Source organism: Motiliproteus sp. MSK22-1 (assembly GCF_001968815.1).
Taxonomy (GTDB): Bacteria; Pseudomonadota; Gammaproteobacteria; order Pseudomonadales; family Balneatricaceae; genus Motiliproteus.
Genome location: NZ_MIEQ01000027.1, coordinates 295808 through 318990, shown reverse-complemented (window position 1 = coordinate 318990; position 23183 = coordinate 295808). Strand labels below are relative to the sequence as shown.

The 23183-nt window shown below is 46.7% G+C and carries 18 protein-coding genes; 10 read left to right on the top strand and 8 right to left on the bottom strand.

Annotated features, from left to right (window positions below; all coding sequences use genetic code 11):
• Positions 1-3: 3 nt before the first annotated feature.
• Complete coding sequence (locus BGP75_RS07620) at positions 4-885, bottom strand: hypothetical protein (protein ID WP_076717243.1); 882 nt, start codon at positions 883-885, stop codon at positions 4-6.
• A 78-nt stretch (positions 886-963) separates the two neighbouring features.
• Positions 964-1548 (bottom strand): YceI family protein, encoded by a 585-nt coding sequence (locus tag BGP75_RS07615; protein WP_076717241.1) that lies wholly within the window; start codon positions 1546-1548, stop codon positions 964-966.
• Between the two features lie 132 nt (positions 1549-1680).
• Between BGP75_RS07615 and BGP75_RS07610 the strand changes: the two genes are divergently transcribed.
• Complete coding sequence (locus BGP75_RS07610) at positions 1681-2568, top strand: LysR family transcriptional regulator (RefSeq protein WP_076717239.1); 888 nt, start codon at positions 1681-1683, stop codon at positions 2566-2568.
• 123 nt (positions 2569-2691) lie between these two features.
• Here the strand turns inward: BGP75_RS07610 and rmuC are convergent, their stop codons facing one another.
• Together rmuC and BGP75_RS07600 are read right to left on the bottom strand one after the other, a co-directional pair.
• Positions 2692-4176 carry a DNA recombination protein RmuC gene (gene rmuC / locus BGP75_RS07605; RefSeq protein WP_076717237.1) on the bottom strand — a complete coding sequence of 495 codons (1485 nt, stop codon included), beginning with the start codon at positions 4174-4176 and terminating at the stop codon, positions 2692-2694.
• A gap of 42 nt (positions 4177-4218) precedes the next feature.
• Positions 4219-4527: a hypothetical protein gene (locus BGP75_RS07600; protein ID WP_076717234.1), complete on the bottom strand. Its 309-nt coding sequence runs from the start codon at positions 4525-4527 to the stop codon at positions 4219-4221.
• Positions 4528-4808: 281 nt separating this feature from the next.
• On the opposite strand from BGP75_RS07600, the gene BGP75_RS07595 reads away from it, so the two are divergent.
• The 5 genes from BGP75_RS07595 (at position 4809) to gcvP (ending at position 12484) form a co-directional block, all read left to right on the top strand.
• Positions 4809-7742: a YdbH domain-containing protein gene (locus BGP75_RS07595; protein ID WP_076717232.1), complete on the top strand. Its 2934-nt coding sequence runs from the start codon at positions 4809-4811 to the stop codon at positions 7740-7742.
• Between the two features lie 15 nt (positions 7743-7757).
• Entirely contained in the window at positions 7758-7949 is a 192-nt protein-coding gene (locus BGP75_RS07590; RefSeq protein ID WP_076717666.1) for a YnbE family lipoprotein, read from the top strand.
• Positions 7950-7963: 14 nt separating this feature from the next.
• Positions 7964-8341: a YdbL family protein gene (locus BGP75_RS07585; RefSeq protein ID WP_233152871.1), complete on the top strand. Its 378-nt coding sequence runs from the start codon at positions 7964-7966 to the stop codon at positions 8339-8341.
• Between the two features lie 233 nt (positions 8342-8574).
• Positions 8575-9105, top strand: a complete 531-nt coding sequence (locus BGP75_RS07580; RefSeq protein ID WP_076717229.1) for a disulfide bond formation protein B — start codon at positions 8575-8577, stop codon at positions 9103-9105.
• Positions 9106-9595: 490 nt separating this feature from the next.
• A complete protein-coding gene (gcvP, locus tag BGP75_RS07570) occupies positions 9596-12484 on the top strand; it encodes an aminomethyl-transferring glycine dehydrogenase (protein ID WP_076717224.1) in 2889 nt (962 codons plus the stop codon).
• A 188-nt stretch (positions 12485-12672) separates the two neighbouring features.
• On the opposite strand, the gene BGP75_RS07565 is transcribed toward gcvP, so the two are convergent.
• Positions 12673-14376: an NADPH oxidase family protein gene (locus tag BGP75_RS07565; protein WP_158070072.1), complete on the bottom strand. Its 1704-nt coding sequence runs from the start codon at positions 14374-14376 to the stop codon at positions 12673-12675.
• A 48-nt stretch (positions 14377-14424) separates the two neighbouring features.
• On the bottom strand, positions 14425-15483 hold the full coding sequence (locus BGP75_RS07560) for an ethylbenzene dehydrogenase-related protein (RefSeq protein WP_076717220.1): 1059 nt from the start codon (positions 15481-15483) through the stop codon (positions 14425-14427).
• 458 nt (positions 15484-15941) lie between these two features.
• On the opposite strand from BGP75_RS07560, the gene BGP75_RS07555 reads away from it, so the two are divergent.
• The 4 genes from BGP75_RS07555 to BGP75_RS07540 all read left to right on the top strand — a co-directional run bounded on the left by BGP75_RS07555 (position 15942) and on the right by BGP75_RS07540 (position 21941).
• Positions 15942-17645 (top strand): hypothetical protein, encoded by a 1704-nt coding sequence (locus BGP75_RS07555; RefSeq protein WP_076717218.1) that lies wholly within the window; start codon positions 15942-15944, stop codon positions 17643-17645.
• Positions 17646-17865: 220 nt separating this feature from the next.
• Positions 17866-18630, top strand: coding sequence for a DUF4197 domain-containing protein (locus tag BGP75_RS07550; protein ID WP_076717216.1), 765 nt, complete (start codon positions 17866-17868; stop codon positions 18628-18630).
• Between the two features lie 102 nt (positions 18631-18732).
• Positions 18733-19575, top strand: coding sequence for a mechanosensitive ion channel family protein (locus tag BGP75_RS07545; RefSeq protein ID WP_083704680.1), 843 nt, complete (start codon positions 18733-18735; stop codon positions 19573-19575).
• A 236-nt stretch (positions 19576-19811) separates the two neighbouring features.
• Positions 19812-21941, top strand: a complete 2130-nt coding sequence (locus BGP75_RS07540) for a bifunctional diguanylate cyclase/phosphodiesterase (RefSeq protein ID WP_076717214.1) — start codon at positions 19812-19814, stop codon at positions 21939-21941.
• Positions 21942-22089: 148 nt separating this feature from the next.
• Here BGP75_RS07540 and BGP75_RS07535 read toward each other — a convergent pair whose 3' ends face one another.
• Positions 22090-22605, bottom strand: coding sequence for a YiiD C-terminal domain-containing protein (locus tag BGP75_RS07535; protein ID WP_233152870.1), 516 nt, complete (start codon positions 22603-22605; stop codon positions 22090-22092).
• Entirely contained in the window at positions 22602-23168 is a 567-nt protein-coding gene (locus tag BGP75_RS07530; RefSeq protein ID WP_076717212.1) for a nitroreductase family protein, read from the bottom strand. Before BGP75_RS07530 ends, BGP75_RS07535 begins: the two co-directional genes overlap by 4 nt.
• Positions 23169-23183: the final 15 nt, after the last annotated feature.

The window sequence follows — 23183 nt, the reverse complement described above, 5'->3', positions numbered from 1 at the left end:
TCGTTAATACAGTGATTCTTCTGGCCAGATCAACCATAAAGCAGCCGCAAAGGGTAACAACCCCAGCACCATGACTCGGATATTATCGCCCCAGATGGAAGCAATAGGCCACCAGCGCCTTATCAGGGTCACAATGACAATTCCCAGGCAGACCAGCAACAGGGCATAGGGATTCACATCAGCGTACTGATGAGCGGCGACATAAAGAGCAGTCACCATCATCGGAGTTACAAACCGAACAGCAAACATCCCTTCTGTGTACTGCTGAACAGCAGAAATTTTCCTGGAAAATAACAAGCCCGCTAACCATATAACCCCCAGCCCGGCTGCCAGAGCACCGCTGATCTGAGCTAGTTTCAGGGTACCATCGAGCGCAAACAGTGGAGCAGCAACCGCCGCCAAATAAAGTCCTACCCCATTAGATACAGAGCTGTTAGCTGGATTCGAAAAACTTATTTGAAGCACCAGGTAAAGGATGGCGGCAGAAACCAGGATCAGGACAATTTCAACAGCATCGGCTCTGGACAGGATTGGATATAGCATCCAGATGATAAATCCCATAAAAGCCACCAGCGAGAGAACGACTTTCCATAAGCCAGACAGATTGACCCAATGACTTGCTAGCTCAAAAATAACCGACACCAGCAATAGAGGAATCAGAATATCCATAGCCTGTTGTGGCGGAAGCCCCAATCGATCTTGAATCCAACTAAAGGACGCCCAAAAGCCTATAGCGATAAAAGGCACGATGACCAGAGTTGCACGAGGTATATTGCGACGATTCAACCACCAGACAAGAAGCCCGAATAATGCGACAGCCAGGGGGAGAACCAGGCTTTGCATTATCATGATTAAGTTTGCGCTGGAAGAAGGTTCAGCATACATAGACAGGTACCTTTGGTGGTGTCTATAGAAAAAGGGCCTCTATCGGCCCTTAATGTGCGTTAATCCAGGAACGTGGCACTACTTCTTACGAATTCCTTCAATAAATACTGCTATCTCAGTTTGGTCCGACACGCCGGGAATAAAATAGGTCACACCAAAGTCACTTCGCTTAACTGTGGTACTAGCAGTAAAACCAGCACGGTAACCACCCCAGGGATCTTTTCCTTCACCTACCTGATTAAGTTTAAATTCAACGGGCTGGGTCACTCCATGCATTGTCAGCTCCCCTTTAAGCGTTCCACTGGAAAGCGAGCCTTCAAAGCCGGTGCTTTTAAAAGTCATTTCAGGATACTGTTTGACATCAAGAAAGTCTGGACTGCGGAGATGATCGTCACGTTTTTGATGGTTAGTATCGATACTCGCCGTCTCGATAGTCAGCTCAATGCCATTGCTGGCACTGTTATCTTTATCAAACTGAAAGTTTCCTTCAAATTTGTTAAAGCGCCCTACCGTTTTACTCACGCCCAAATGGCCAATAGTAAACTGAACAAACGAGTGTGCAGGGTCGATGCTGTAACTCTCCTCAACTGCATAGGCTTGAGGTATCACAGCAGAAGAAAGAGTAAAAGCAGAAGCCAGCACAGCCTGTTTAAATGAAATCATTGTTATTGTCCTCGTGATTGATCAAAGATTAAAAGCAGATTAACCATTAACCGTTAATTAGTTAATAAGGTATATTTCAAAATGTTTATTAACTAATAGTAAATAATCATTCCAACATTCAGGTGTCGTGATATGGATAAGCTGACCAGCATGAAAGTGTTTTGCAGAGTCGTCGTTCGCGAGAACTTCTCCCAGGCAGCGCGTGATCTTCGTCTTTCTCCCGCGATGATCACCAAACATATTTCTTTTCTGGAAAAAGATCTGGGCATTCGCTTACTCAATCGAACCACACGCCGAGTCAGCACCACTGAAGCGGGAAAACGATATCACCAGCACTGCCTTAATCTATTAAGCGACCTGGAAGAAGCAGAAGCGTCCCTGTATGAAATGGGATCAAAACCAAGCGGCCTGCTGAAGCTGAGTTGCCCGATAGATTTCGGGGTTCTCTGCCTGGCCCCGGCGATTGCAATCTACCTGAATCGCTACCCTGAAGTAAAAATTGATATCGACTACCAGGACCGTAAAGTCAGCCTTGTAGAAGAGGGTTTTGATATGGCTATCAGAATCGGAAAACTGGAAGACTCAAGTTTGATAGCCCAACGCATAATGCCAAGCGAAGTGGTTTGTTGTGCCGCTCCGGCATATCTGCAAAGTCACCCAGCCCTGGAAACACCCGATCAGCTTAAAGGGCACAACTGCCTGACTTATGCCTATTCCTCAACCAATAACGAATGGCAGTTCCACAATAATAAGGAGAGATATTCGATCAAAGTGAGTGGCCGGCTAAACAGTAATAATGGTCGCGCCTCGGTAGCCGCTGCAATTCTCGGAGTCGGTATTATTCTGAAGCCGGAATTCATGGTAAGAGAATATTTGGATAATCAGAAACTGGTACAACTGTTCCCGGAGTATAAGGTTTCTGCCTCCAACGTCTATGCAGTCTACCCACATCGCCAGTTTATGCCGGCAAAGATCAGCTCATTCATCGCCTTTCTAAAAGAGTATTTTTCAGAAAGTTAGCGCCATCACTCAGACTCATTTTCTAACGCTGTGGCTAATCCCTTTCCTGAAACCAGGCCCTTGCCCCGATTCTCTGCAGCTCAATGGCCTGGTATCGACAGGTTAAAGATCGAACCGGATTGATCAGTTATCTGCCCCTTCACTGCTAGCGGCCAGTATAGAGACCTGCTGAGGTCGGTCTTCAGCTTCCTTCTCGTGCAACTCAGCCCGTTCCTCCAACGCTGCCGGAATTTGTTTCTTACCTCGTACACCTAGTTTTTTCAGCTCAGAGACTCGATTAATCAGGTTACCCTTACCACTCGACAAACGCTTGTGAGCAGTATCATAAGCATTTTGAGCCAACTGCAGATGGCGACCAACCTCTTCCAGCGATTCAACAAAACCAACAAACTTGTCATGCAACTCCCCACCTCTTCGAGCAATTTCCAGCGCGTTGAGATTCTGTTTTTCATAACGCCATATGTTATTAATGGTACGCAATGTAACCAGTAGAGTTGATGGGCTGACCAACAGTATGTTGCGTTCAAATGCGCCGACAAAAAGTTCTGAATCCTCCTCTACAGCTGCCATAAAAGCAGCTTCAATAGGAACAAAAAGCAGGACAAAGTCCAGCGTTCGTATTTCAGGTAAGGATTCATAGCTCTTGTCACTTAGCGACTTGATATGGCGACGAACAGATAACAAGTGCTCACTCAATGCCTGTTTACGCTGTTCTAATGTCTCAGCCGAACAGTAACGCTCGTAAGCAACCAGTGAAACTTTGGCGTCAGCAACTATATCTTTGCCATCTGGTAGGTGAATGACCACGTCTGGCTGAAAACGTCGCCCTTCACGATCATGAGTACTGAATTGAACTTCATATTCGTATCCTGAACGGAGACCGGATTTTTCCAGTACCCGCTCAAGAATCAACTCCCCCCAGTTACCCTGAGTTTTGGTTTCAGACTTCAAGGCGTTGGTCAGGTTAAGAGCATCCTGACTCATCTGAAGATTCAGCTGTTTAAGATGCTCTATCTGTTCTTGAAGTCCGCGACGATCTTTGGCTTCCCGATCATAAACATCATCAACGCGACGCCTGAAATCCCCTAGCTGTTCCCGCAAAGGAACTAAAAGTCCCTGCAACTTTTCCTGTTGATGAGCACCAAATTTATGACTGTTATCATCAAAAATACGCTGGGCAAGATCCCGGAATTCCTGTTGCATCCGCACCCTCGCCTGTTCTAATGCGTCCAGCTTTTCATTGTGACCTTCCCTTAGCAGCTCCAAGCGCGTGTCTCTTTCCCGCAGTTCAGCCTGTAAGCTGCTGTTTTCACGTTGCAACCCTGCCAGAGTATCCTCGCGTTGAAACAGTTCTTCTTCAACACGGTCCATACTAATCAACCGTTCTTTAGCTCCGGAAAGCTCCACCTGCAAAGACAGATTCTCTTGCTGTAACTGTTCCAGCTTTAATTCAATAGCAGTGTGCCGATTCTGCAGATCATCACCGTCAGCTTGCCAGCGCAGCTTTTGCGATCGATGATTTATCCCCTGAATCATCAGCAGGATCAAGGTGATGACCAACAATCCCGTCAACAACCAAATCCAGGTTTCGATGGACGGGGCAGTCATAAGCGGTGCCGTGACAGAAGCAGTTGAGTCAGCCAAATATGCCTACCAAAAAAACCAGATCAGTGGTGCAGACCCCAAAGCAATAGCTCCACTAAACAAAAAACCTTTAGCGGGTGCAAATATGCGTTCAAGAACTACAACGTGCAGTACGGGAAAAGATACAAACAAACAAGCCACTGGTATCCACCAATCCATGTGATAGATTCCGTATACCATCGAAGCAATAAGAACCAGAACCAGCACGTTTCCCCCAATCAGAACCCGGGCATTGCCACTTTGCCCCTGAGTCCAGCGAGGCTGCTCCTCAACAGGTTGTTTTACTAATTTACTGGCAAACAAGGAGGCACTCATTGCAAAAGCCCCCGTTATTAAGAACACTAGAATAGAGTCCAAAGAAATATTCCCCCTTGAAGATTGTTGGACGCAGCCATTGTACGGAATTTATTACAGGTATTCACTCTGAGAAAGCCGCCATTAGTTCAAGATAACGACCAGGATAAAGATCCGGCTTTCACGCTCAGGATAAACAATCCGCATACCGTTAGCTCAAGAGCTTCAATCATTGAAACAAAGCTCTTGTCGTTCAGCCTGTATACAGGAAGAATCGTCAATAGTGTTTGAAGGACCCGTTTATGAAGCTTCGAATAGTAGTGGTGATTATTTTGACGTTGGTGGTTTGCTACCTTGCAGCCCCCAAAGTTTTGAGTTGGAAGGCCCGTACCATGTTACAACAGCTAGGCTGCCAGCAAAGCCAGGCTCTGTTTGAGTCCCCTCGCTGGAACAGCCTCATCATCAGAAAGCTTTCACTCAGGGATTGCCCAGAGCTGTCTATCAATCAACTTTCGGTTTCAAAGGTGTTTTTGGGGTTCAGCCCCAAGCGCCTGCTTTTGGAACAGCAACTCGATTTACTGGAACTAAAAGCTCTTCAGGCAGATATATCTCTTTCGCCCTCTGAAGAAGATAGCTCTCCAGATTCAACACCTTCTATGCTCGCAGCCTCCTTGCCTGCAATGGCCTTGGAAGAGCTTTTCAGACAACTTCCTGTCGATCAAATTGCGGTCGAGGTAAAACAACTCAAAGCAACTGTTTCTGAACACCAAATAGAGTTTACAGGTCACTTGGACGCGACTCCTCAGCGATTAAAATCAAAAGCTGTCCTGGAGCTTGATCACTACCCTGCATTAGCAATTGAAGTCGAAGCTAATCAACAAAATCAAATACATTTAGCGCTATCGGACCGAACAACAGAGATCTACAATCTGGATGCCGCATTATCGATAGAAGAAGCGGACAAGAAGGGTAGGTTTACCACAAATTTGACGGCCGATATTAAGGATAAGCTTAATCTCTCAGCAGCATTATCTTATCTTAATCAAGCCTCCCTCACGCCCGCAATCTTGCGGTCTGATCCTCAAGAATTTGCTCCACCACCGCCAAATTCCGCATCAACCGCTTCGAGTATTCCAGATAAGAGCCAGTCATCAGCTGTTAAACTGCTGGGTGAAAGTCGCAACCATTGGCAAATTTCCATCGCGCTTAGTGATGATCTAAACGTTGGCTGGAAAGCCTTTAATGTCACTCAGCAACTGGAAGCCGAATTAGATCTCAGTCTCAACAATCAAGAGATACAGAAAGTCAGTGGCTCCCTCAAAGCCCTGTTAAACTGGCAACCAGACAAAATTGACTGGAAGTTACTGGAAGGAACTCAACTCGATATCAGTATAACCCCCGGGCTGTTGCCCCACCCTGCATTAGCTAATCAATGGCAGTTGATGCCAGAAAATGATTTAAGCGGCAAGCTTACATTTGATCCGGAAATCAGCCTGCGCAGTAGCAACGGAAAGCTGCTCGTTCAGTCGACAGGAAAACAAGAACTCAAAACAGAGACTTATTTCAGCCATTTTCGTTGGCAGCCAAAAAGTGCCTATGCCCATTACGATACAAAATTAGATCGACAGCTATTGCTAACAGGCTCTGTTGCATCCCGTCAACTGGAGGCCCACGGTCAGGGCACCTTAGCTATTGCTGACTCCTTGATTAGCATGAATTTGGACGCCGGCAGCTACCTTACCACTGAAGAACTACAGATCAGCAGCTCTTCATCCGGCACTATCTCCAGAAAAAAGATATCCTCTTCCGAAAAGCAGGTTGCTCCACCGGTATCAGTTATAGAACAGCTAAAACTGGTAACCAACACACCTTTACAGCTACGCACAAACTTCGGGCAAACCAGTTGGCTTTTAAGTCCCATAAAACTTAATTTTGCCAGCGGGGGCATTGCTTTAAACTCAGATACTGAATCACCGATATCCAGCGAAGCAATGTCTGGGCAATTGTCGATGAAGCTTCCACAAAATAGTACGGAACTCTCGGGACAGTTAGACCTGGACCTGCATCATCTGAGCCTGGAAAACTGGAACACTCCCCAGATAGAGATCTCACTACCTTATCGGTTAAGGTACCCATCACTGAGATTTAATCTAACGGGCTCTTTTCCCGGTAACAGCAGCCAGTCGGTCGAGAATCTGGATCCCGGTAAAAACCTTCGATTTACCGGCAAAGGCCAGGTAGACCTTGACAACCTGGCACTCAAGTCAGAATGGTTATTACCACCGGTGGATATTGCGCAGGTCATGACCCTGTTACCCTCTGCCATTATTTCTCAAATGCCGGAGTGGACAACAGAAGGAGGTCAGATCAGTGGCGTAGCCAAACTAAACAGCAACAGGGTGAAAAAAACGCTTCACTGGCAATCGGATGCAGATATCGGTATTACCGGATTAAACCTGAGGATCCCGAACTGGTACATCTCTAACGCAAGAGGAGCTTTTCAATTAAGCGCTGGAAGCAAAACAGAACTCAGCGGCAACGGAGTAATCGGAGTTGATCGTATTGAAGGGGCCTTATCCATTGATAATATTACCAGTGCATTTAGCCTCCCTCCCTCCCCTGATAAAACTATCCAGATTCATCAGGCACGAATGAATTTGTTTGATGGATCCATCTACACCGACGCCTTCTCACTCCCACTTGCGGAAAAAGCCATCCAGAGTGGATCAACCGGGAACAACCTGAAAGGGCGTCCTCAGGCCTCTACCACTTTACATCTCAGCGGATTGGATCTGTCACAAATACTGGCCCTCCAGCCAAAGGCCGATATCAGTGGCAGTGGACGCTTGAATGGCGCATTACCACTTAGTCTCACTCCTAAAGGCCTATCGATCAATGATGGCCATATTGAAGCCCAATCCCCCGGAGGAATGCTTGCCTACCGACCCGCGGGGGCTGATGCTCTCGCCAGCGGTAATTATGGCCTGAAAATAGCTATGAAAGTACTGGAAGCTTTTCATTACCAGACACTGGGGCTGACCGTGAATTACCAGCCAGACGGAACCTTGATTTTAGATACCGCTCTAAAAGGTCATAACCCGGGTTGGCAGAATGGCCAGCCTATCGACTTTAATATTCGAATCGAGCAGAATCTTCTAAAGTTGCTTAAGGCCATACAGTTCTCAAGTAATCTAAGTGAAGATCTTGAAAAACGAATCCAACAAGGGATGGAATAAAAGAGGATGAACAAAATGGCTTTTCGCCTTTACCTACCGCTGATCCCATTAGTGTTAGCTATTACCGGATGCTCACCACGAGTAGAGGTAGCAGTTCCCCAGGAACCGATTACCATCAACCTGAACGTAAAAATTGAGCACGAAATACTGGTAAAAGTCGACAAGGAGATTGATGAACTCTTCGACGAAAATAGTGAACTGTTCTAATTAAGGAAAAATAAATGACCATTCTTCACACCGAAAACCGAACTCCTATGTTCCGAAGAATAAGTAAACTGATCATGATCTTTGGGTTATTAGTGGGTCTGACGACAAGTTTACCCGCGTCAGCCTTAACTCTGAGTGAGGCCAAAAGTGCCGGACTGGCAGGAGAACTGCCTAATGGATATCTGGGAAGTGTCCACAGCAACCCCAGTGCCGAACTGACAAACCTGATCAATTCGATCAATCAAAAACGCCGCTCTGCCTACTCCAATAGCGCAAAAGACGCAGGCGTCACCCTTGATATTATGGAGAAAAGAGTTGGTCAGCGCCTGATTCAACGCACTCCTTCCGGCCAATATTTCAAGACTCCTTCCGGTCACTGGCAAAAAAAATAAACTCCGTTATTATGTGGGCAGCCAAAATGCTTGCGGTTAGATACACAGGGAATGGCTGATTTTTATCAATCAGCCTGTTAACGTCTTGGATGCACTGCCCAAATCCGGCCAGACAAACCGGAAAATCATAATAAGAAGGTTTCGCAAAACAACGAGCTTGAATATTTCGGCTTTGAGTCCTCGCTAACGAGTACCATTTTTTGCGGCAACCTCAAAATAGGAGGGGTCCTGCATTGAATTACACTACTCAGCGTACTGCGCCAGTTTATCGGCCACTCAATTTCCTCGGTTTTTTGATCTGTTGCACATCAGTAGCCTTTGCCGTTCTCTATTTACAACGTGAACTGGGACTGGAGTCTTGCCTGCTTTGCTCTACTGTTCGCTTCATTATCCTTATTCAGTCAGCACTCTTTCTGCTAGCCTTCTTACACAACCCCAACCAACTGGGTCAAAGGGCCTACGCCGCACTGGGACTTATAACAACACTGGCTGGAGTTCTGGTCAGCATACGGCACATTTGGTTGCAGTATATACCGACAGATAATGCTCAGGAATGCGGCCCCGGACTGGAACAATTGCTTGAGTCGTATCCACTACAGGAAGCAGTGAAACAAATACTCAATACATCTGGAAATTGCGCCAGTGAGCAATGGCAAATACTGGGGATCAGCATTCCACAGATATCTCTGGTTCTTTTTGCATTGCTGATAGTCATCTTATTTACTCAATTCAGGAAAAAGACCACGCGTAGTTATTTTTCCTGAGACGAGCCCTGTGCTTTTCAATGCTCTGCCCAGCATCAGCTGGCAGGTTTATCGATCATTTGATCGACTGAGTTTTCGAAAACCACCGGTGCTGTCCATCATGAACCAACGACAGCGGCTTTGTGTATCTATTTCAGCTGCTACACTACCTCAGACAGAAGATATGGATTCAACAGACCGAGGTTACGAATTCAGCACCGTCTTCGCTATATTTCCTAAAGAACCGATTGTGAAACCTTTGTAGCATTTCAGAAATATTTGCTACTGAATTATCTGTAAACAAGCTAAAATGACGACCTTTTTTGATAGTAAACTGACGAACCAGTCCTTGGGTCTGTAGCAAATTGTATAGACTTAGTCGCAGGTTTCGTAACCATTGGCCATTAAAAGCCTGCTGTTTTCAGCCTGATCATTAGTTTATCGTCAGCGCTAAATAAGCAGTTGATACCAATACAGACAGTATTCGCACAGTCAGAATTCGGAGTCAGGAATGAGCACCACGCCATCTCTCTACCAGCTTGAACAACACGATGACTTTATTCACCGGCATATCGGACCGAACCAACAGCAAGCAGAAGAGATGCTGGAGAGTCTCGGTTTATCAACCCTGGATGAACTTACAGATTCGACTCTGCCTGCGTCGATACAGCTGACAACCTCGTTAACTGTTGATAAACCCTGCAGCGAAATCGATATACTGGCTCGGCTAAAAAAAATTGCACGACAGAATAAAGTCAACAAATCTTACCTTGGACTCGGCTACTATGACACCCTGACACCGAATGTCATTCTGCGAAACGTACTGGAGAATCCAGGCTGGTATACCGCATACACCCCCTACCAACCAGAGATTGCTCAAGGTCGATTAGAAGCACTGTTAAACTTCCAGCAAATGATCATCGATCTGACCGGGATGGAAATGGCCAATGCCTCCCTGCTGGATGAAGCAACCGCTGCAGCTGAAGCCATGACTCTGTGCAAGCGCTCCAATCGTAAGAAGAGTAACCTGTTTTTTGTAGCTGAGGACATCTTCCCACAAACCCTGGATGTCGTTAGAACCCGAGCCGAATATTTCGGATTTGATCTGGTTGTTGGCGACCCGAACACTGAACTGGAAAAACATGATTGCTTCGGCGTACTGCTGCAATACCCGGGTCTGAGCGGAGAAATCAATAACCTGGCCACCGTTATCGAGAAAGCACAACAACAAAAAGCACTGACCTGTGTCGCAACCGACTTACTCAGTCTCGTTCACCTGAAGCCTCCCGGTGAAATGGGTGCTGATGTGGTTCTGGGAAGCGCTCAGCGCTTTGGCGTACCCATGGGGTTCGGAGGTCCTCACGCCGCCTTCTTTGCAACGCAGGAAAAGCACAAACGTTCAGCCCCCGGGCGCATTATTGGTGTTTCAATCGACACCAGAGGCCAGCAAGCGTTGCGCATGGCAATGCAGACTCGAGAGCAGCATATTCGTCGTGAGAAAGCCACATCAAACATCTGCACCGCCCAAGCACTTCTGGCCAATATGTCCGCCTTTTATGCGGTTTATCACGGTCCAGAAGGGCTTAAACGGATAGCCCGGCGCGTCCAAAAAATGACGGCAATTCTTGCAGCTGGTTTCAATCAACTGGGGATGCGATCAGTCAATCAAAGCTATTTCGATACTTTAACGCTTGATGTATCCGACCAACAACAGGCTATCTATCAACGAGCATTGAACCAGGGTGTCAACCTCCGCTTGGAGGGTGATCAACAACTGGCCATCAGCCTGGACGAAACAACCCGCCGCGAGGACCTTCTGCAACTCTGGTCGCTATTCAGCAACAATTCGGATCATGGCCTGGACATAGAAACCATTGAGTCCTCATTGCCAGAAGACGAAGGGATTCCTGCAGGTCTGCGCCGTACCTCTGAATTCTTAACACATCCGGTATTTAACAGCTATCAGTCCGAAACTGAAATGCTGCGCTATCTGAAACGGCTGGAAAACCGGGACTTCAGCCTCACCCACGGCATGATTCCCCTGGGTTCCTGCACCATGAAGCTCAACGCGACCGCTGAAATGATTCCTGTAACCTGGCCGGAGTTTGCTAATGTGCACCCCTTCGCCCCTCGCGATCAGGTCCAGGGATATATGCAGCTGATTGATGAACTGGAAGCGATGCTGGTCGAAATCACGGGTTACGACAATGTATCCATGCAACCTAACTCAGGGGCTCAAGGTGAATACGCAGGTCTATTGGCCATTCGAAAGTATCAACAAAGTCTTGGCCAGCAGCACAGGGATATTTGCTTGATTCCCAGCTCTGCCCATGGCACCAACCCCGCTTCAGCAGCGATGGCCGCACTCAAGGTTGTGGTGGTCGAATGCGACGAACGGGGTAACGTTAATATTGATGATCTAAAAGCAAAAGCGGAGCAGCATTCAGCCAATCTGTCCTGCTTGATGATTACCTACCCATCGACCCACGGTGTGTTCGAAGACGGTATCAAGGATATCTGCCAAATCATTCATGATAATGGCGGTCAGGTATACATGGATGGAGCCAACATGAATGCCCAGGTAGGACTATCCAAGCCCGGGCTTATCGGTTCCGACGTGTCACACCTTAATTTACACAAAACCTTTGCTATTCCCCATGGTGGAGGTGGTCCGGGCATGGGTCCGATCGGTGTTAAAAGTCACCTGACCCCCTTTCTCCCTAACCACAAAGTCAGTCCGATTGAGGGTCCGAAAGAAGAAATGGGAGCCGTTTCTGCCACCCCCTTTGGTTCCGGTTCTATTCTGCCAATTTCCTGGGCTTACTGTGCAATGCTTGGGGCAGAAGGACTAAAGAAATCGACTCAGTTCGCCATATTAAATGCAAATTATCTGACAGAAAAGTTGTCAGCCCACTACCCTGTCCTCTATCGAGGACGAAACAACCGGGTTGCTCATGAGTGTATTGTTGATATTCGTCCAATCAAGGAATCATGCGGTATCAGTGAAGAAGACATCGCCAAGCGCTTAATGGATTTTGGCTTCCATGCACCAACCATGTCCTTCCCGGTACCCGGTACGCTGATGATCGAACCAACCGAATCCGAATCCAAGGTGGAACTGGACCGTTTTATTGAAGCGATGGTGACCATCAGAGAGGAAATAGAGCAAATTGAAAACGGAAGCATTGACGCGGAAAACAACCCGTTAAAGAATGCCCCCCATACTCTTAACGATATAACCGAAGGCCCTTGGGATCGACCTTACAGCCGTGAACAGGCTGTCTTCCCGGTCAAATCGCTGAAGGCGAATAAGTTCTGGCCCACCGTCAACCGTATCGATAACGTCTATGGCGACAGAAATCTGTTCTGCAGCTGTCCTACCACTGACAGCTATCGATAAACCAATCTACCCTTATATAAATGCACAGCTGTATAAGGGTTACATAACAACTCAATAGCACACTAAACCGGGGTCTTACATTCAATAACTGTCAGACCCCGACGAATAGAATTATCTGTTTACAAACCCCATTAGGCTTCAACTTAATGGCTATATACAGCCAAGTTAACAAACCTGGCCTCCTGTACTTAAAACTCTTCTTTGTGAACTATCCAGCCTTCTTTTCGGCAGGCTTTCTTCACTTGTCCTGCCAGAGCTTCCGGCCCACAAACATAGCAATTTGGACGAATCCCGCTGGCAGCGATTGCGGTTATCAATTGTGGCCAGTCCGGTCGCCCCTGATGCAAATGCAAATCTCCAATCGCCTGCAATTTTGCTTGCTCTGAAGGTGCAAGCTTTTCTTCTCCGGTGAAATAGAAATGCCAGCTGCAGCGTAAATTTTCCTGTTCACAGAGTTTTTCCAATAAGGGTCGAATCCATAGCATAAGTGCCGGTTCGCGCAGAACCCAGACCAGGTGCAGATGAAAAGGTTGTGATGGCTGTCGTTTTAGTTCTCGCAGCAGGCTTAAAAAAGGTGTTATTCCGATCCCCCCTGCGACCATCAACCAGTCCTTACGTCGTGTGGCATGGGTGATCGGGCTTGCGTAGGGGCCACGAACGTCGATATCCAACAGGCATTTCTGCCGTCCTTTCAGCTTGTTCCGTAAAGCGTTGGTCCAATCACCCTGAGCACGAATTTTCAATACAAGCTGATCCGGGTTATTACGAGACCCCGTCAGAGAAAAAGGATGCCACTCCCGGCAGAGAACAGTGCTGCTTTTGCCAGATTCCTTTGCAGCAAAAAGACCCGGAATCCGTAGATCAACAAAATGACCGGCACGAATAGTCATCGGCAGAGGCCGCTTGATATCCAACCGCATCAGATCGTCGGAAATTGCACTTAAACTGGCAGGTTGGCTCCGATAAGTGCGACTCCGTTTGGATAGGTAAAACTCCACCAACAGCACCACCACAGGAGCAACAATCCATTCAATACTCGGTATATGCAGCAGCGCTAATAAAGCCAGCAGATAGCCCAATAAGTGCAGTTGCTGAAAATGATGGTGAAAGCGATTTCGCATCCAGGCTAAAGAACTGACCCAGACTATCAAAAACAATCCAGCCATAACAAGACCACTGATATTGATCCTGAACTGCCGAGACAGAATGCCTTCATCACTGAGAGATAGCGCATGCTGATACCTGGTCAGCGGCATTTCAGGAATCGCATAGGTTTGAGTGGAATTAGTACTGTGACATTTGGTGCAATCTTCCTTAAGGATAGGACGGACCAAATCCTGATAACCCTGCTCGGTCCTGCCGTTGGCAATCCAGTGTGCCACCACATCAATGGATTCATCCTCACTGACAAATTCGTACATGGTTGTACGCATTGATCGCACCAGGTCCGGTTCTTCAGCAAACAATAACTTGGTGAAAGGTTCACTGAGTGTACCCAGATAAAGCAGGTACTGGCTACCATGAAGCAGCGTAAAGACTATACAGATGTGACCCAGCCACCGATGCAAAGCGTTGGCATTCTCGATGGGTAACCATTCTCCGATCCAGGAGCGACGTAATATTGACAAACTGTTACGCATCACCGGTAACCAGAGCACGACCAGTATCAGTAAAAGCACATATGAGCCGGCCCGGGACAACCGGAGGTAGAAATTGGTCGTATCATTTGATTCATAGTTAAAGCCAACCCAGAACTGATAGACCGCCAACCCCATAATTAACAGGAGCCATGGTAAGTTTTTGAACCAGAGTCGACGTCCGGACAACCAAAGGCCGGTTGTCGACAGCAGACTGCTACCGTCGCGGGATTGGGTGTTGCTCCTATTGTTCATATCCTTGCCCCGGAAAACAACAGCGGCCCTGTAGGGCCGCATAAAAACTTACTGCTTAAAAACCATTTTGTAGGACTTGGTATGCTGAATATGATTGATCTGGCTGTTGTCGAAGACCGCTACACCGAAGTAGTAAGGCTTGCTAAGATCACCGAACTGAACGTCCTGCGTATTGCTGTTGTCGTGCTTGGTAACTAACTTGCGTTTTAACTCCAAAGTCCAGTAGCCATCCTTATGCCAGATACCGGTTGCGCTGATATCTGCACGAGCTCCCTCGATAGGTCCGGTGACATGACCACCAATGATATCACCCGGTTTAAAACCGGCATCGGTAAAGGGCACCTTATCTGATTCGCGAACCCAGTAGGTATTTTCAACACTTGCTTGTTTATTCATCCAAACAGGCGTGTCGCGCCCTTCTTCCAGATTGTAGTAATAACCGCCGCCGCTCTTATCATCGCTATGACGCCCCCACTCAGCACTTTCACTGCGGGCGTGGTCGACATATTGATCGTCCATCTGATTGTTGGGGTTAGTGCGAGCTGCCTTCCAGTGCCACATATCAACGGTCTCTCCCGCATTAGATGTGTAGTGGCGACCAGCGGAGGTATCTTTAACACCCTCTAACAATCCATCATCTTCAGGCATATGGCAGGACTTATCACAACCTTTTTTCTTGAAACCTTTGGAACTGATATTCCAGAACAGGGAAAGCTTATCTTCGTAATAGGTGTTCTCGTGCTTGGTGTGATCTTTATTGAGGCTGCGCTTCCAGCTGCCATCCTTCTGCTTGACCCAGGGAAAGCGCTCCAGACTATGAGTGGGATCATCCCAGCGTAGAAGGAAATAGACATTCTCATCGTCATATACTGAACGCATTTCAACTTCTGTTTCTTCCATACCTTCATAACCGTTGTCCGGCTTATAGGGAAGTTCATTCAACTTTACGATAACTGGGGAAGCCTTCGCCCAGATCGAGTCAGCTTTACCATCGATACTAACCGGCTGGTCAATTGGGATAGAAGTCAGAACCCCGTTGACCGCATAACTTAATGGAGAGAGCATTCCAGTTGCAGCAACAGCTCCTAACAACACGAATTTCTTCATAATTTCCAATTTCCATCCATCGATAAATTTTTTGAGAATCTTATTGCGAATCCTTATCATTTTCAATACTAATTTATCTATACTTATTACTTTTTATAACTTATAGACACTTAGGAGCCTATGAATATCAACCACTATTGATATTAAAAAACAGCAGAAAGCGGATGATCTATAAAGGAATGGTGGGATATATCGGTGCCCAATACTTCCTGTACAGGCGACAGTGTCGATCTGATTACTCTTTGATCGCTACCGACAGCCACGACACCCAGTTTGCTGGATACGCCAGTTTAGGTGTAAAGCCTAGAATATCTGACGAAGACCACATAAAGTAATCAGTAGGTTAAGAAGCTGTTCATAATGAAGTAAGGTCAAGTACCGGCGCCAGGGATTCAACCACCAGCCTGGTAAACGACACAGCATAAACCGATACCTTCAAACAACAAACCTGGGTAGCCATGGTCAACGCGCAGATAAAGCCAACTGAGTTCTCTGCCTGGAATCCTGGGTTGGAGCAGGATATTCCAGCTGAGTATCGAGAGCTGGAAACCATCTATCGCTCGGAAAATGTCATCACTCGACTGGCCGCTATCAACGAGCTAGCCAAACGTACAGGCTTAAGCGCCGAAGAGCTTGTTGTTTTCAGGCCAGAACGGCTTGCGATGCATGAGCTGATCGTCCGAATAACTGCTGATATCGCCATCAGGGAAGAAGAGGAAGAGGAGGCCTTGGGTCTGCACTTTCGCCAGATAGCTAATACTATTCTGGCCAGCTATATCTCCCCTCATATGGCTGAAATTCAAAGCCTTTACGACAATCTCCATAACCAAGTTTACAACAGGGTTCAGCAAGAACTATCCACCACTCTTTTCGTGCAACCCGTTCATGAAACTGCCCATGGTTTCAGTTTTTTCGGTTTATTCAAAAAAAAGAAGAAAGCTAAAACCACAGCTGTCCAGGAATCAATCCAGGAACGAGAATACCGGATTATTGCCTCCTACAAAGACAAAGGATTAGCAGCCGAAAAACCGTTGGATATTGCTATCTATAAAAGCCTGTATCAGGTACTCGGATCTATTGCCAGCACTCATGGTTACGTTGGTTCAGACCTGGATATGTTAACTGAGCTAATAACAGGATACGTTTGCAACGGATACGGTAGCCGGGTCATTGGCCGAGCCATCACTCCCTATATTGAATCGGCAATCCGACAGGAAGGCTTTACCCTTATTCCTTATACAAAGACGCCGATGCTTATCAGTTTAAAAGGAGCTTCTGCCGCTGGTAAGAGCTCGTTACGACCAATGCTGAAACAGATGATGAAGGAACAAGGGATCGAGCCAGATAGTTATGGGACCATAAGTCCGGACATCTGGCGACGCTTATTGCTCGACTATGAGGCGCTGGGCAACGCCTACAAATATGCCGGACGTCTAACCAGCAATGAGGTCAACATTATCGACAGTAAGCTGGATCGTTATATTCGCAGTAAAGCCAAACGGCATTGTTCAATCCCTCATTTACTGGTTGACCGATTTCGCTTCGATAGTTTTTCCAGTGAAAAAATATCTCGTATCCTCCACGATACCTATGCCAAATACGTTGATACCATGTGGATGTATTTTGTTATCACGCCCCCTGAAGCAACAGTAGAGAGAGGCTGGGAAAGAGGCTTGGCGCGCGGGCGTTACAAAACCGTTGAAGACTTTCTGGGTCATAGTGTTGAAGCTTATGTGGGGATTCCGAAGCTACTGTTTAAATGGTTAGTGTATAACCAACCGCTATTCAAGTACGTGTTCCTGGACAACAGTGTCCCCAAAGGGACCTGCCCAAAAACCATCGCTTACGGTACTCAGAAGAAAATAAATATCATAAATCCGCTGGCTTTTATCAATATTGAGCGCTACCAGAAAATAAACATCAAAGCCAAAACTCCCGAGCAGGTCTATCCCGAAGCCTCGGTGTTATCGATAGCGAATAACATCGGATTCCTAAAGCAATGTATCCAGAAGATACCGGTGGTTAATTTTGAAGATGAGACATCCCACGAGATATATGCATCTACTGAATCAGGAAACTTTCAAGTACTGAACAAGAATCTTTTTGACAAACTCCTGACCGACAAAACCTTGGCACAGATATTTTCTGAGCTAACCCAGTAATCTTTCGACACTTTCTAAACAAACCTTTTTGACTCTAGCGTCATAACAGGATCATCACTCAACCTGTAAGCCTGGAGAGTAAGAAGACTATGGTCAGTAAAGAAGTGACTAAATCGGTCTTTTCTGATAAATATCAAATCATTCCTGCCGATACAGTCTAGCGACCGATATTTTCGCTAAACCATCAGCTGATAACCGCCCATAGATCCTAGGATACGTCATGAAAAGAGCCACTCACCTGCTCCCCTCTTCTGTGTTTTTACTATTTTTTCTCTGCTCGCCAGCCTTCGCAGACTGGGGGGATGTACTCAAGAAACTGGAGGAGAAAGCCCCCGAAGTTCTGAATAGTTCAGACAACAAGGAAGCTATGTCTATCGGTAACCTGGACACTCAAACCCTGATAGAAGGTCTCAAACAAGCCCTGGAAGTAGGCACTCAACGAGCCGTCGATGAAGTCTCAAAAACAGATGGATATTTTGGCAACCCGAAGATAAAAGTTCCAATGCCAGAGACTGTGAATACCGCAACCCAACTGCTTCGCAAGTTTGGAATGGAGTCGCTTGTGGATGACTTCGAGCTAAGCATGAATCGCGCTGCCGAAAAAGCAGCCCCCCAGGCCACAGAGTATTTTTTGAATGCATTAAAAGCAATGACCATCGAAGATGCAAAAAAAATCTATGAAGGCAGTGATGATGCGGCAACCCTTTATTTTCGAGACAAAACCTCAGACGATATTGAGAAAGCCTTCAAGCCTGTTATTCGCCAATCGATGGAACAAGTCGGTGTTACCCGCTATTACAAACAGCTGGTCAATGAAGCCAGTCAGTATCCGCTGGTCGGAGACATGGACCTGGATCTGGAAAATCATGTGACCGACAAAGCAATGGATGGGCTGTTTTTAATGCTGGCTGAAGAAGAAAAACGCATTCGTAAAGATCCCGTTGCCCGATCTACTGACCTGTTAAAGCAAGTCTTTGGTAATTAACTGCGGCGATAACCACTCCCCCCACAACGCATGGTAAGCGGCTCTGCCCCCTGGAACGAGCCGCTTTTACCGTTGATAACCGCACTAAAACAAGGAACTTCTATGGAAAATTTCGACCTCTCTGTGCTGGAGGAGTACCAGCAACAAGTAATAGAATACGCAGCTCTTTATGGCGGTAAATTGATACTTGCTCTCCTTACATTAGTTATCGGACTCTGGATTATCCGGTGGATCATTGCGGGATTTGATAGGGGCTTAAGAGCCTCAAAAGTTGAAGAAACCTTAGCAATATTTCTCGAAAAGTTATCAGCAACCATCCTCAAAGTTCTGCTTTTTATCAGCGTTGCTTCAATGGTCGGGATCGAGACAACGTCCTTTATTGCGATCTTTGGTGCAGCTGGGCTGGCCGTCGGTCTGGCACTACAAGGGAGCTTGTCAAACTTTGCTGGCGGAGTGCTGATACTATTATTTAAACCTTTTAAGGTTGGAGACTTTATCGAAACCCAAGGCTATTCAGGAAGTGTGAAACAGATACAGATTTTTAACACCATACTCCATACCGGAGACAGAAAAACAATTATCATCCCCAATGGCCCAATATCTAACAGCAGTATCGTAAATTACTCTTTAAGCCCTATTCGCCGTGTAGATATGGTATTTGGGATCGGATATGGAGACGACCTGAAGAAAGCCAAAAACTTGCTACAGAAGCTCATTGAGGCAGATGAGCGCATTCTTAAAGATCAAGACAATCAGGTCCTGTTGTCAGAGTTAGCCGACAGTTCAGTAAACTTTACCGTTCGTGCCTTTGTCAATTCAGCCGATTACTGGGGAGTATTTTTCGATATGCAGGAAAATGTCAAATTGACTTTTGATGCCGAAGGCATATCTATTCCTTACCCACAGCAGGATGTCCACATCCATAAGATGGAAAAATCAGACTGATTGGCAAGCACGTAAAAACCGCTGACGAAAGCATCCAGCCTCTCGTCAGCGAAAAACCTTTCAATCGATGACTGGTAATCGCTGGAACTGCGACTAAAATCAGCTATGATGCTGATACTTGGCGATTGTCAATGGGTAATCGTTAATGAATATCAGTTCAGTATTTACCCTTCTTGCTGACCACAGCACTCTGCTTAAGAAAGAAGGAAGTATGATAAGGACAGTCTAAAAACCAAATGATTAGCCCGACACGCTTTCTGACCATGGCGATGATCTTCAGTATCATTGTTGCTCTGGCCCTGTCCTTCGTTTACCGCTATAGCGCTATCAACGAACTCCGAGAAAGTCGGCTTCAGACCGATATTGCCATCAGCAAGAGCTTGCCCGATGCGATTTTCAAACGCCTCCCAGCAGACCCGGATTCACCTGCAGGATTTCAAACACTGGTTGGCCAAGCAGTATTGAATGGGTACACGCAAAAACTGGAACAGAGTGCTAAAGAGCTGAAAATTGTATCGATGAGCGTGTTTGATCTGGAAGACAATAACTTACTCTCTTTAGGCTCAGCATTTAAAATTAAGGATCCAAGACGGCAAAGAGCTTTTGAACAAGCCCAACAAGGTAAAAGCGCTTCTCTGTTAGTATTTTCGAACAACCAGCTGTTATTGGATTGGCTATTTTTTCCAGATGACCTGATCCGCCTTGATGACAAGGATCATAACAGGCACTTACATGTGAGCTATCAGCCATTACTATCAAAAACCGGAACTGAAGTCGTGGCAGTGGTGAGGGTAACCTCAGACGTTTCGGGTTTGACTACCGGCATATTATTAACCCAGATTATTTTGGCGACACTGATATTCGCCAGCCTGCTGTTATTAAACATCTGCTTTGCGCAAACAATCAGAACAGGAAAAAGAGTAGTCGATAAGCAAAAGGCAAAAGACACGGCCTCCACCCGCAAGGCTACTCATGATCCTCTGACCGGGCTTCCCAATCGAACGCTGCTGAATGACAGGCTGAATCAGGCGCTTGAGCAAGCCAAACGCCATCGGCGCACTGTTGTCATTATGTTTCTTGATTTAGACGGTTTTAAAGCAGTGAACGATAGCCTCGGTCATCAGATAGGTGATCTGCTGCTAAAAGCGATAGCCAGACGATTGGGAGTCTGTATCCGAGAGGGAGACACCGTATCACGCCTGGGCGGTGATGAGTTTATTCTGGTTCTTCCGCTGTTTGACAGTCGTTATTCTGAACAGGTCCAGGAAGTGGCAAAACGTATATTAGAGAGCATAACGGCACCGATGAAGCTAAAAGGCCGAGATGTTCAGTTAGGTTGCAGCATTGGAGTCAGCAGCTATCCGGATGACGGAGACGATGCTGAAACCTTACTTGAAAACGCCGATAGTGCCATGTACCAGGCCAAGGAACAGGGGCGAAACAACATACAGTTTTTCAGCTTTAAACCCAAGGGAGCGATGTCACCTCCCACCAACCTGAAAAGTGACCTGAATAAAGCGCTTCAACGACAAGAGTTCAGGCTTCTTTATCAGCCTCGGATTGAGCTGAAAAGTAATCAGATCAATGCTGTAACAGCTTCACTATTCTGGATGCACCCCAGCTTTGGCATGTGCCCGGCAGAAAAATTCTTACCAACCAATACAAAAAACAGCCCTGCTTTGGCGGTTGGCCAATGGATGCTTAGAAATGCATGTGTTCAAAAAGCCCGCTGGAACAAAAGGCGAACACTTAGTGGTCCTGTTACTATCCATCTGCCACCGAACCTGTTTCAGTTTCAAGAACTGGAACAACAGGTAAACGAAGTACTTATAAGCTCAGGCCTCCCACCTGATCAGCTGGAGCTTGAGCTTACTCAGTGCCTGCTGATACAGGACCCTCAATCAGCGATCCCGGTAGTGCAACAATTAAGCGCTCTTGGCGTTCGAATATCTTTAGATGCAACTGAGTTTAGTCCCAATTACTTACGCCAGCTTCCCCTGAACCAGCTCAGCATCGGAGAGGATAGCATTCGTAACTGCGTACTCATTAACAGTGTCCTGACCGATAAGTCCTTAGGTAAACCCACAACCAGTGAAACGGCGAAAGCGCGCAACGGAACTGATGCTATCATCGTACAAGGGGCGATTACTCTGGCGCATCAGTTATCACTTCCTGTCACCACAGCAGGGGTTGATTCCAGCAAGGCTCGCAATTATCTGCAAAGTCTGGGATGCGACCACATCCAGGGATTGAGTGTAGCCCAACCGCTACCAGTACAAGAATTGGAAGACCTGATACCTCGCTATAGCAGTGACAAATCAACAGACAAAGCCAACAGTAAAACAGACCGACTTCAAACGACCTGAATCAATCAGCGTAGATCCCATTAAGTCTACTGTGTCAGTCTTCAATCAGACGATGAAACAGTCTGCTGAATACTACAAACCGCTGACTCAGCCCTTCGCAGCCCCCAAAACTGCCCTATAATTGCTGTGACAAGAATATCCCGAGCTATTACAGCCACTTCTTTTTCTTAAGGGCTACATAGGCTCCAGTAAGACGAAAGCAAAGCTCCCCGCTCTCTTCTACCTTAACGACCACGTCCATTCGCCCCTTTCCTTTTGTCCGTATTTTTTCGATGAAAGGGTTGATGCTGTTCGTATCGGAAAATTCAGCCCGTACTGTAAAGTCTTGAGTGACTGGCAAAAAGTACTCCAAACGACTGTCGCGGATGACCACATCATAATCGTCGTCCAACTCCTCCAACAACAACGTGACCAGCCCCCAGCCACACAGATTAGCCGTGGCACTGAGAGAACCAGCAAATGCAGTCCCCTTATCATTATGGTTCGGTTCGAGGATAGCATCGATACAAAGAGATTCCTTATCGTATCGAAATTGCTGAAATCCCATGTGAGAAGTTAACGGTATCTCTGCCAGCACCCGGGTTTTGAACAGTTCTAATTGCTGTGCTCCTGAGTCAGGTCCACCGTTATTCATACTATCGATTTCCATATTTTCGGTGTTCATTCCACCAGACTCCAGTCGGAAACGAAATCCGCGGGGTCCAAATCAGGTACTTTTTTCAAACGTTCAGGCATTGCGCCAAGGTAAAGATAGCCAATAATCTGTTCATTATCCGACAACCCTAGCCTGTTGTGGACGTGGGGATGATAAGCCATATCGCCGGTTCGCCACATGGCACCGATGCCTTGAGCAAAAGCAGCCAGAATCATGTTCTGCGCAGCCGCTCCAGCTGATACCTGCTGTTCAAGCGCCGGCACCTTAGGGTGTTCACTCAGACGGGCAATAACAACCACCACCAATGGCGCGCGCATTGCCATTTTCCCCAGTTTATTAAACTTCGCCTCTTCCAGGTCAGGATTATCCTTAATCCCTGCCTGCTGAAATACTTGCCCAAGCTGTTCTCTGGCTGCTCCTTTTACTGTTAGAAATCGCCAGGGCCTCAATGCACCGTGGTCTGGGGCGCGTAACGCCGCTCGATAAATAACATCCAGTTGCTGATCATTAGGAGCTGGATCAGCCAATACAGGTGTTGATACTCGGTTCAACAGCAGCTCAAGTGCTTCCATAGTTCTCTCTCAGAT

Excerpts from the sequence above, each read along its gene's own strand:
- BGP75_RS07620 (WP_076717243.1), bottom strand. The coding sequence starts at position 885 with ATGTATGCTGAACCTTCTTCCAGCGCAAACTTAATCATGATAATGCAA.
- BGP75_RS07615 (WP_076717241.1), bottom strand. The coding sequence starts at position 1,548 with ATGATTTCATTTAAACAGGCTGTGCTGGCTTCTGCTTTTACTCTTTCT.
- BGP75_RS07610 (WP_076717239.1), top strand. The coding sequence starts at position 1,681 with ATGGATAAGCTGACCAGCATGAAAGTGTTTTGCAGAGTCGTCGTTCGC.
- rmuC (WP_076717237.1), bottom strand. The coding sequence starts at position 4,176 with ATGACTGCCCCGTCCATCGAAACCTGGATTTGGTTGTTGACGGGATTG.
- BGP75_RS07600 (WP_076717234.1), bottom strand. The coding sequence starts at position 4,527 with ATGAGTGCCTCCTTGTTTGCCAGTAAATTAGTAAAACAACCTGTTGAG.
- BGP75_RS07595 (WP_076717232.1), top strand. The coding sequence starts at position 4,809 with ATGAAGCTTCGAATAGTAGTGGTGATTATTTTGACGTTGGTGGTTTGC.
- BGP75_RS07590 (WP_076717666.1), top strand. The coding sequence starts at position 7,758 with ATGGCTTTTCGCCTTTACCTACCGCTGATCCCATTAGTGTTAGCTATT.
- BGP75_RS07585 (WP_233152871.1), top strand. The coding sequence starts at position 7,964 with ATGACCATTCTTCACACCGAAAACCGAACTCCTATGTTCCGAAGAATA.
- gcvP (WP_076717224.1), top strand. The coding sequence starts at position 9,596 with ATGAGCACCACGCCATCTCTCTACCAGCTTGAACAACACGATGACTTT.
- BGP75_RS07565 (WP_158070072.1), bottom strand. The coding sequence starts at position 14,376 with ATGAACAATAGGAGCAACACCCAATCCCGCGACGGTAGCAGTCTGCTG.
- BGP75_RS07560 (WP_076717220.1), bottom strand. The coding sequence starts at position 15,483 with ATGAAGAAATTCGTGTTGTTAGGAGCTGTTGCTGCAACTGGAATGCTC.
- BGP75_RS07555 (WP_076717218.1), top strand. The coding sequence starts at position 15,942 with ATGGTCAACGCGCAGATAAAGCCAACTGAGTTCTCTGCCTGGAATCCT.
- BGP75_RS07550 (WP_076717216.1), top strand. The coding sequence starts at position 17,866 with ATGAAAAGAGCCACTCACCTGCTCCCCTCTTCTGTGTTTTTACTATTT.
- BGP75_RS07545 (WP_083704680.1), top strand. The coding sequence starts at position 18,733 with ATGGAAAATTTCGACCTCTCTGTGCTGGAGGAGTACCAGCAACAAGTA.
- BGP75_RS07540 (WP_076717214.1), top strand. The coding sequence starts at position 19,812 with ATGATTAGCCCGACACGCTTTCTGACCATGGCGATGATCTTCAGTATC.
- BGP75_RS07535 (WP_233152870.1), bottom strand. The coding sequence starts at position 22,605 with ATGAACACCGAAAATATGGAAATCGATAGTATGAATAACGGTGGACCT.
- BGP75_RS07530 (WP_076717212.1), bottom strand. The coding sequence starts at position 23,168 with ATGGAAGCACTTGAGCTGCTGTTGAACCGAGTATCAACACCTGTATTG.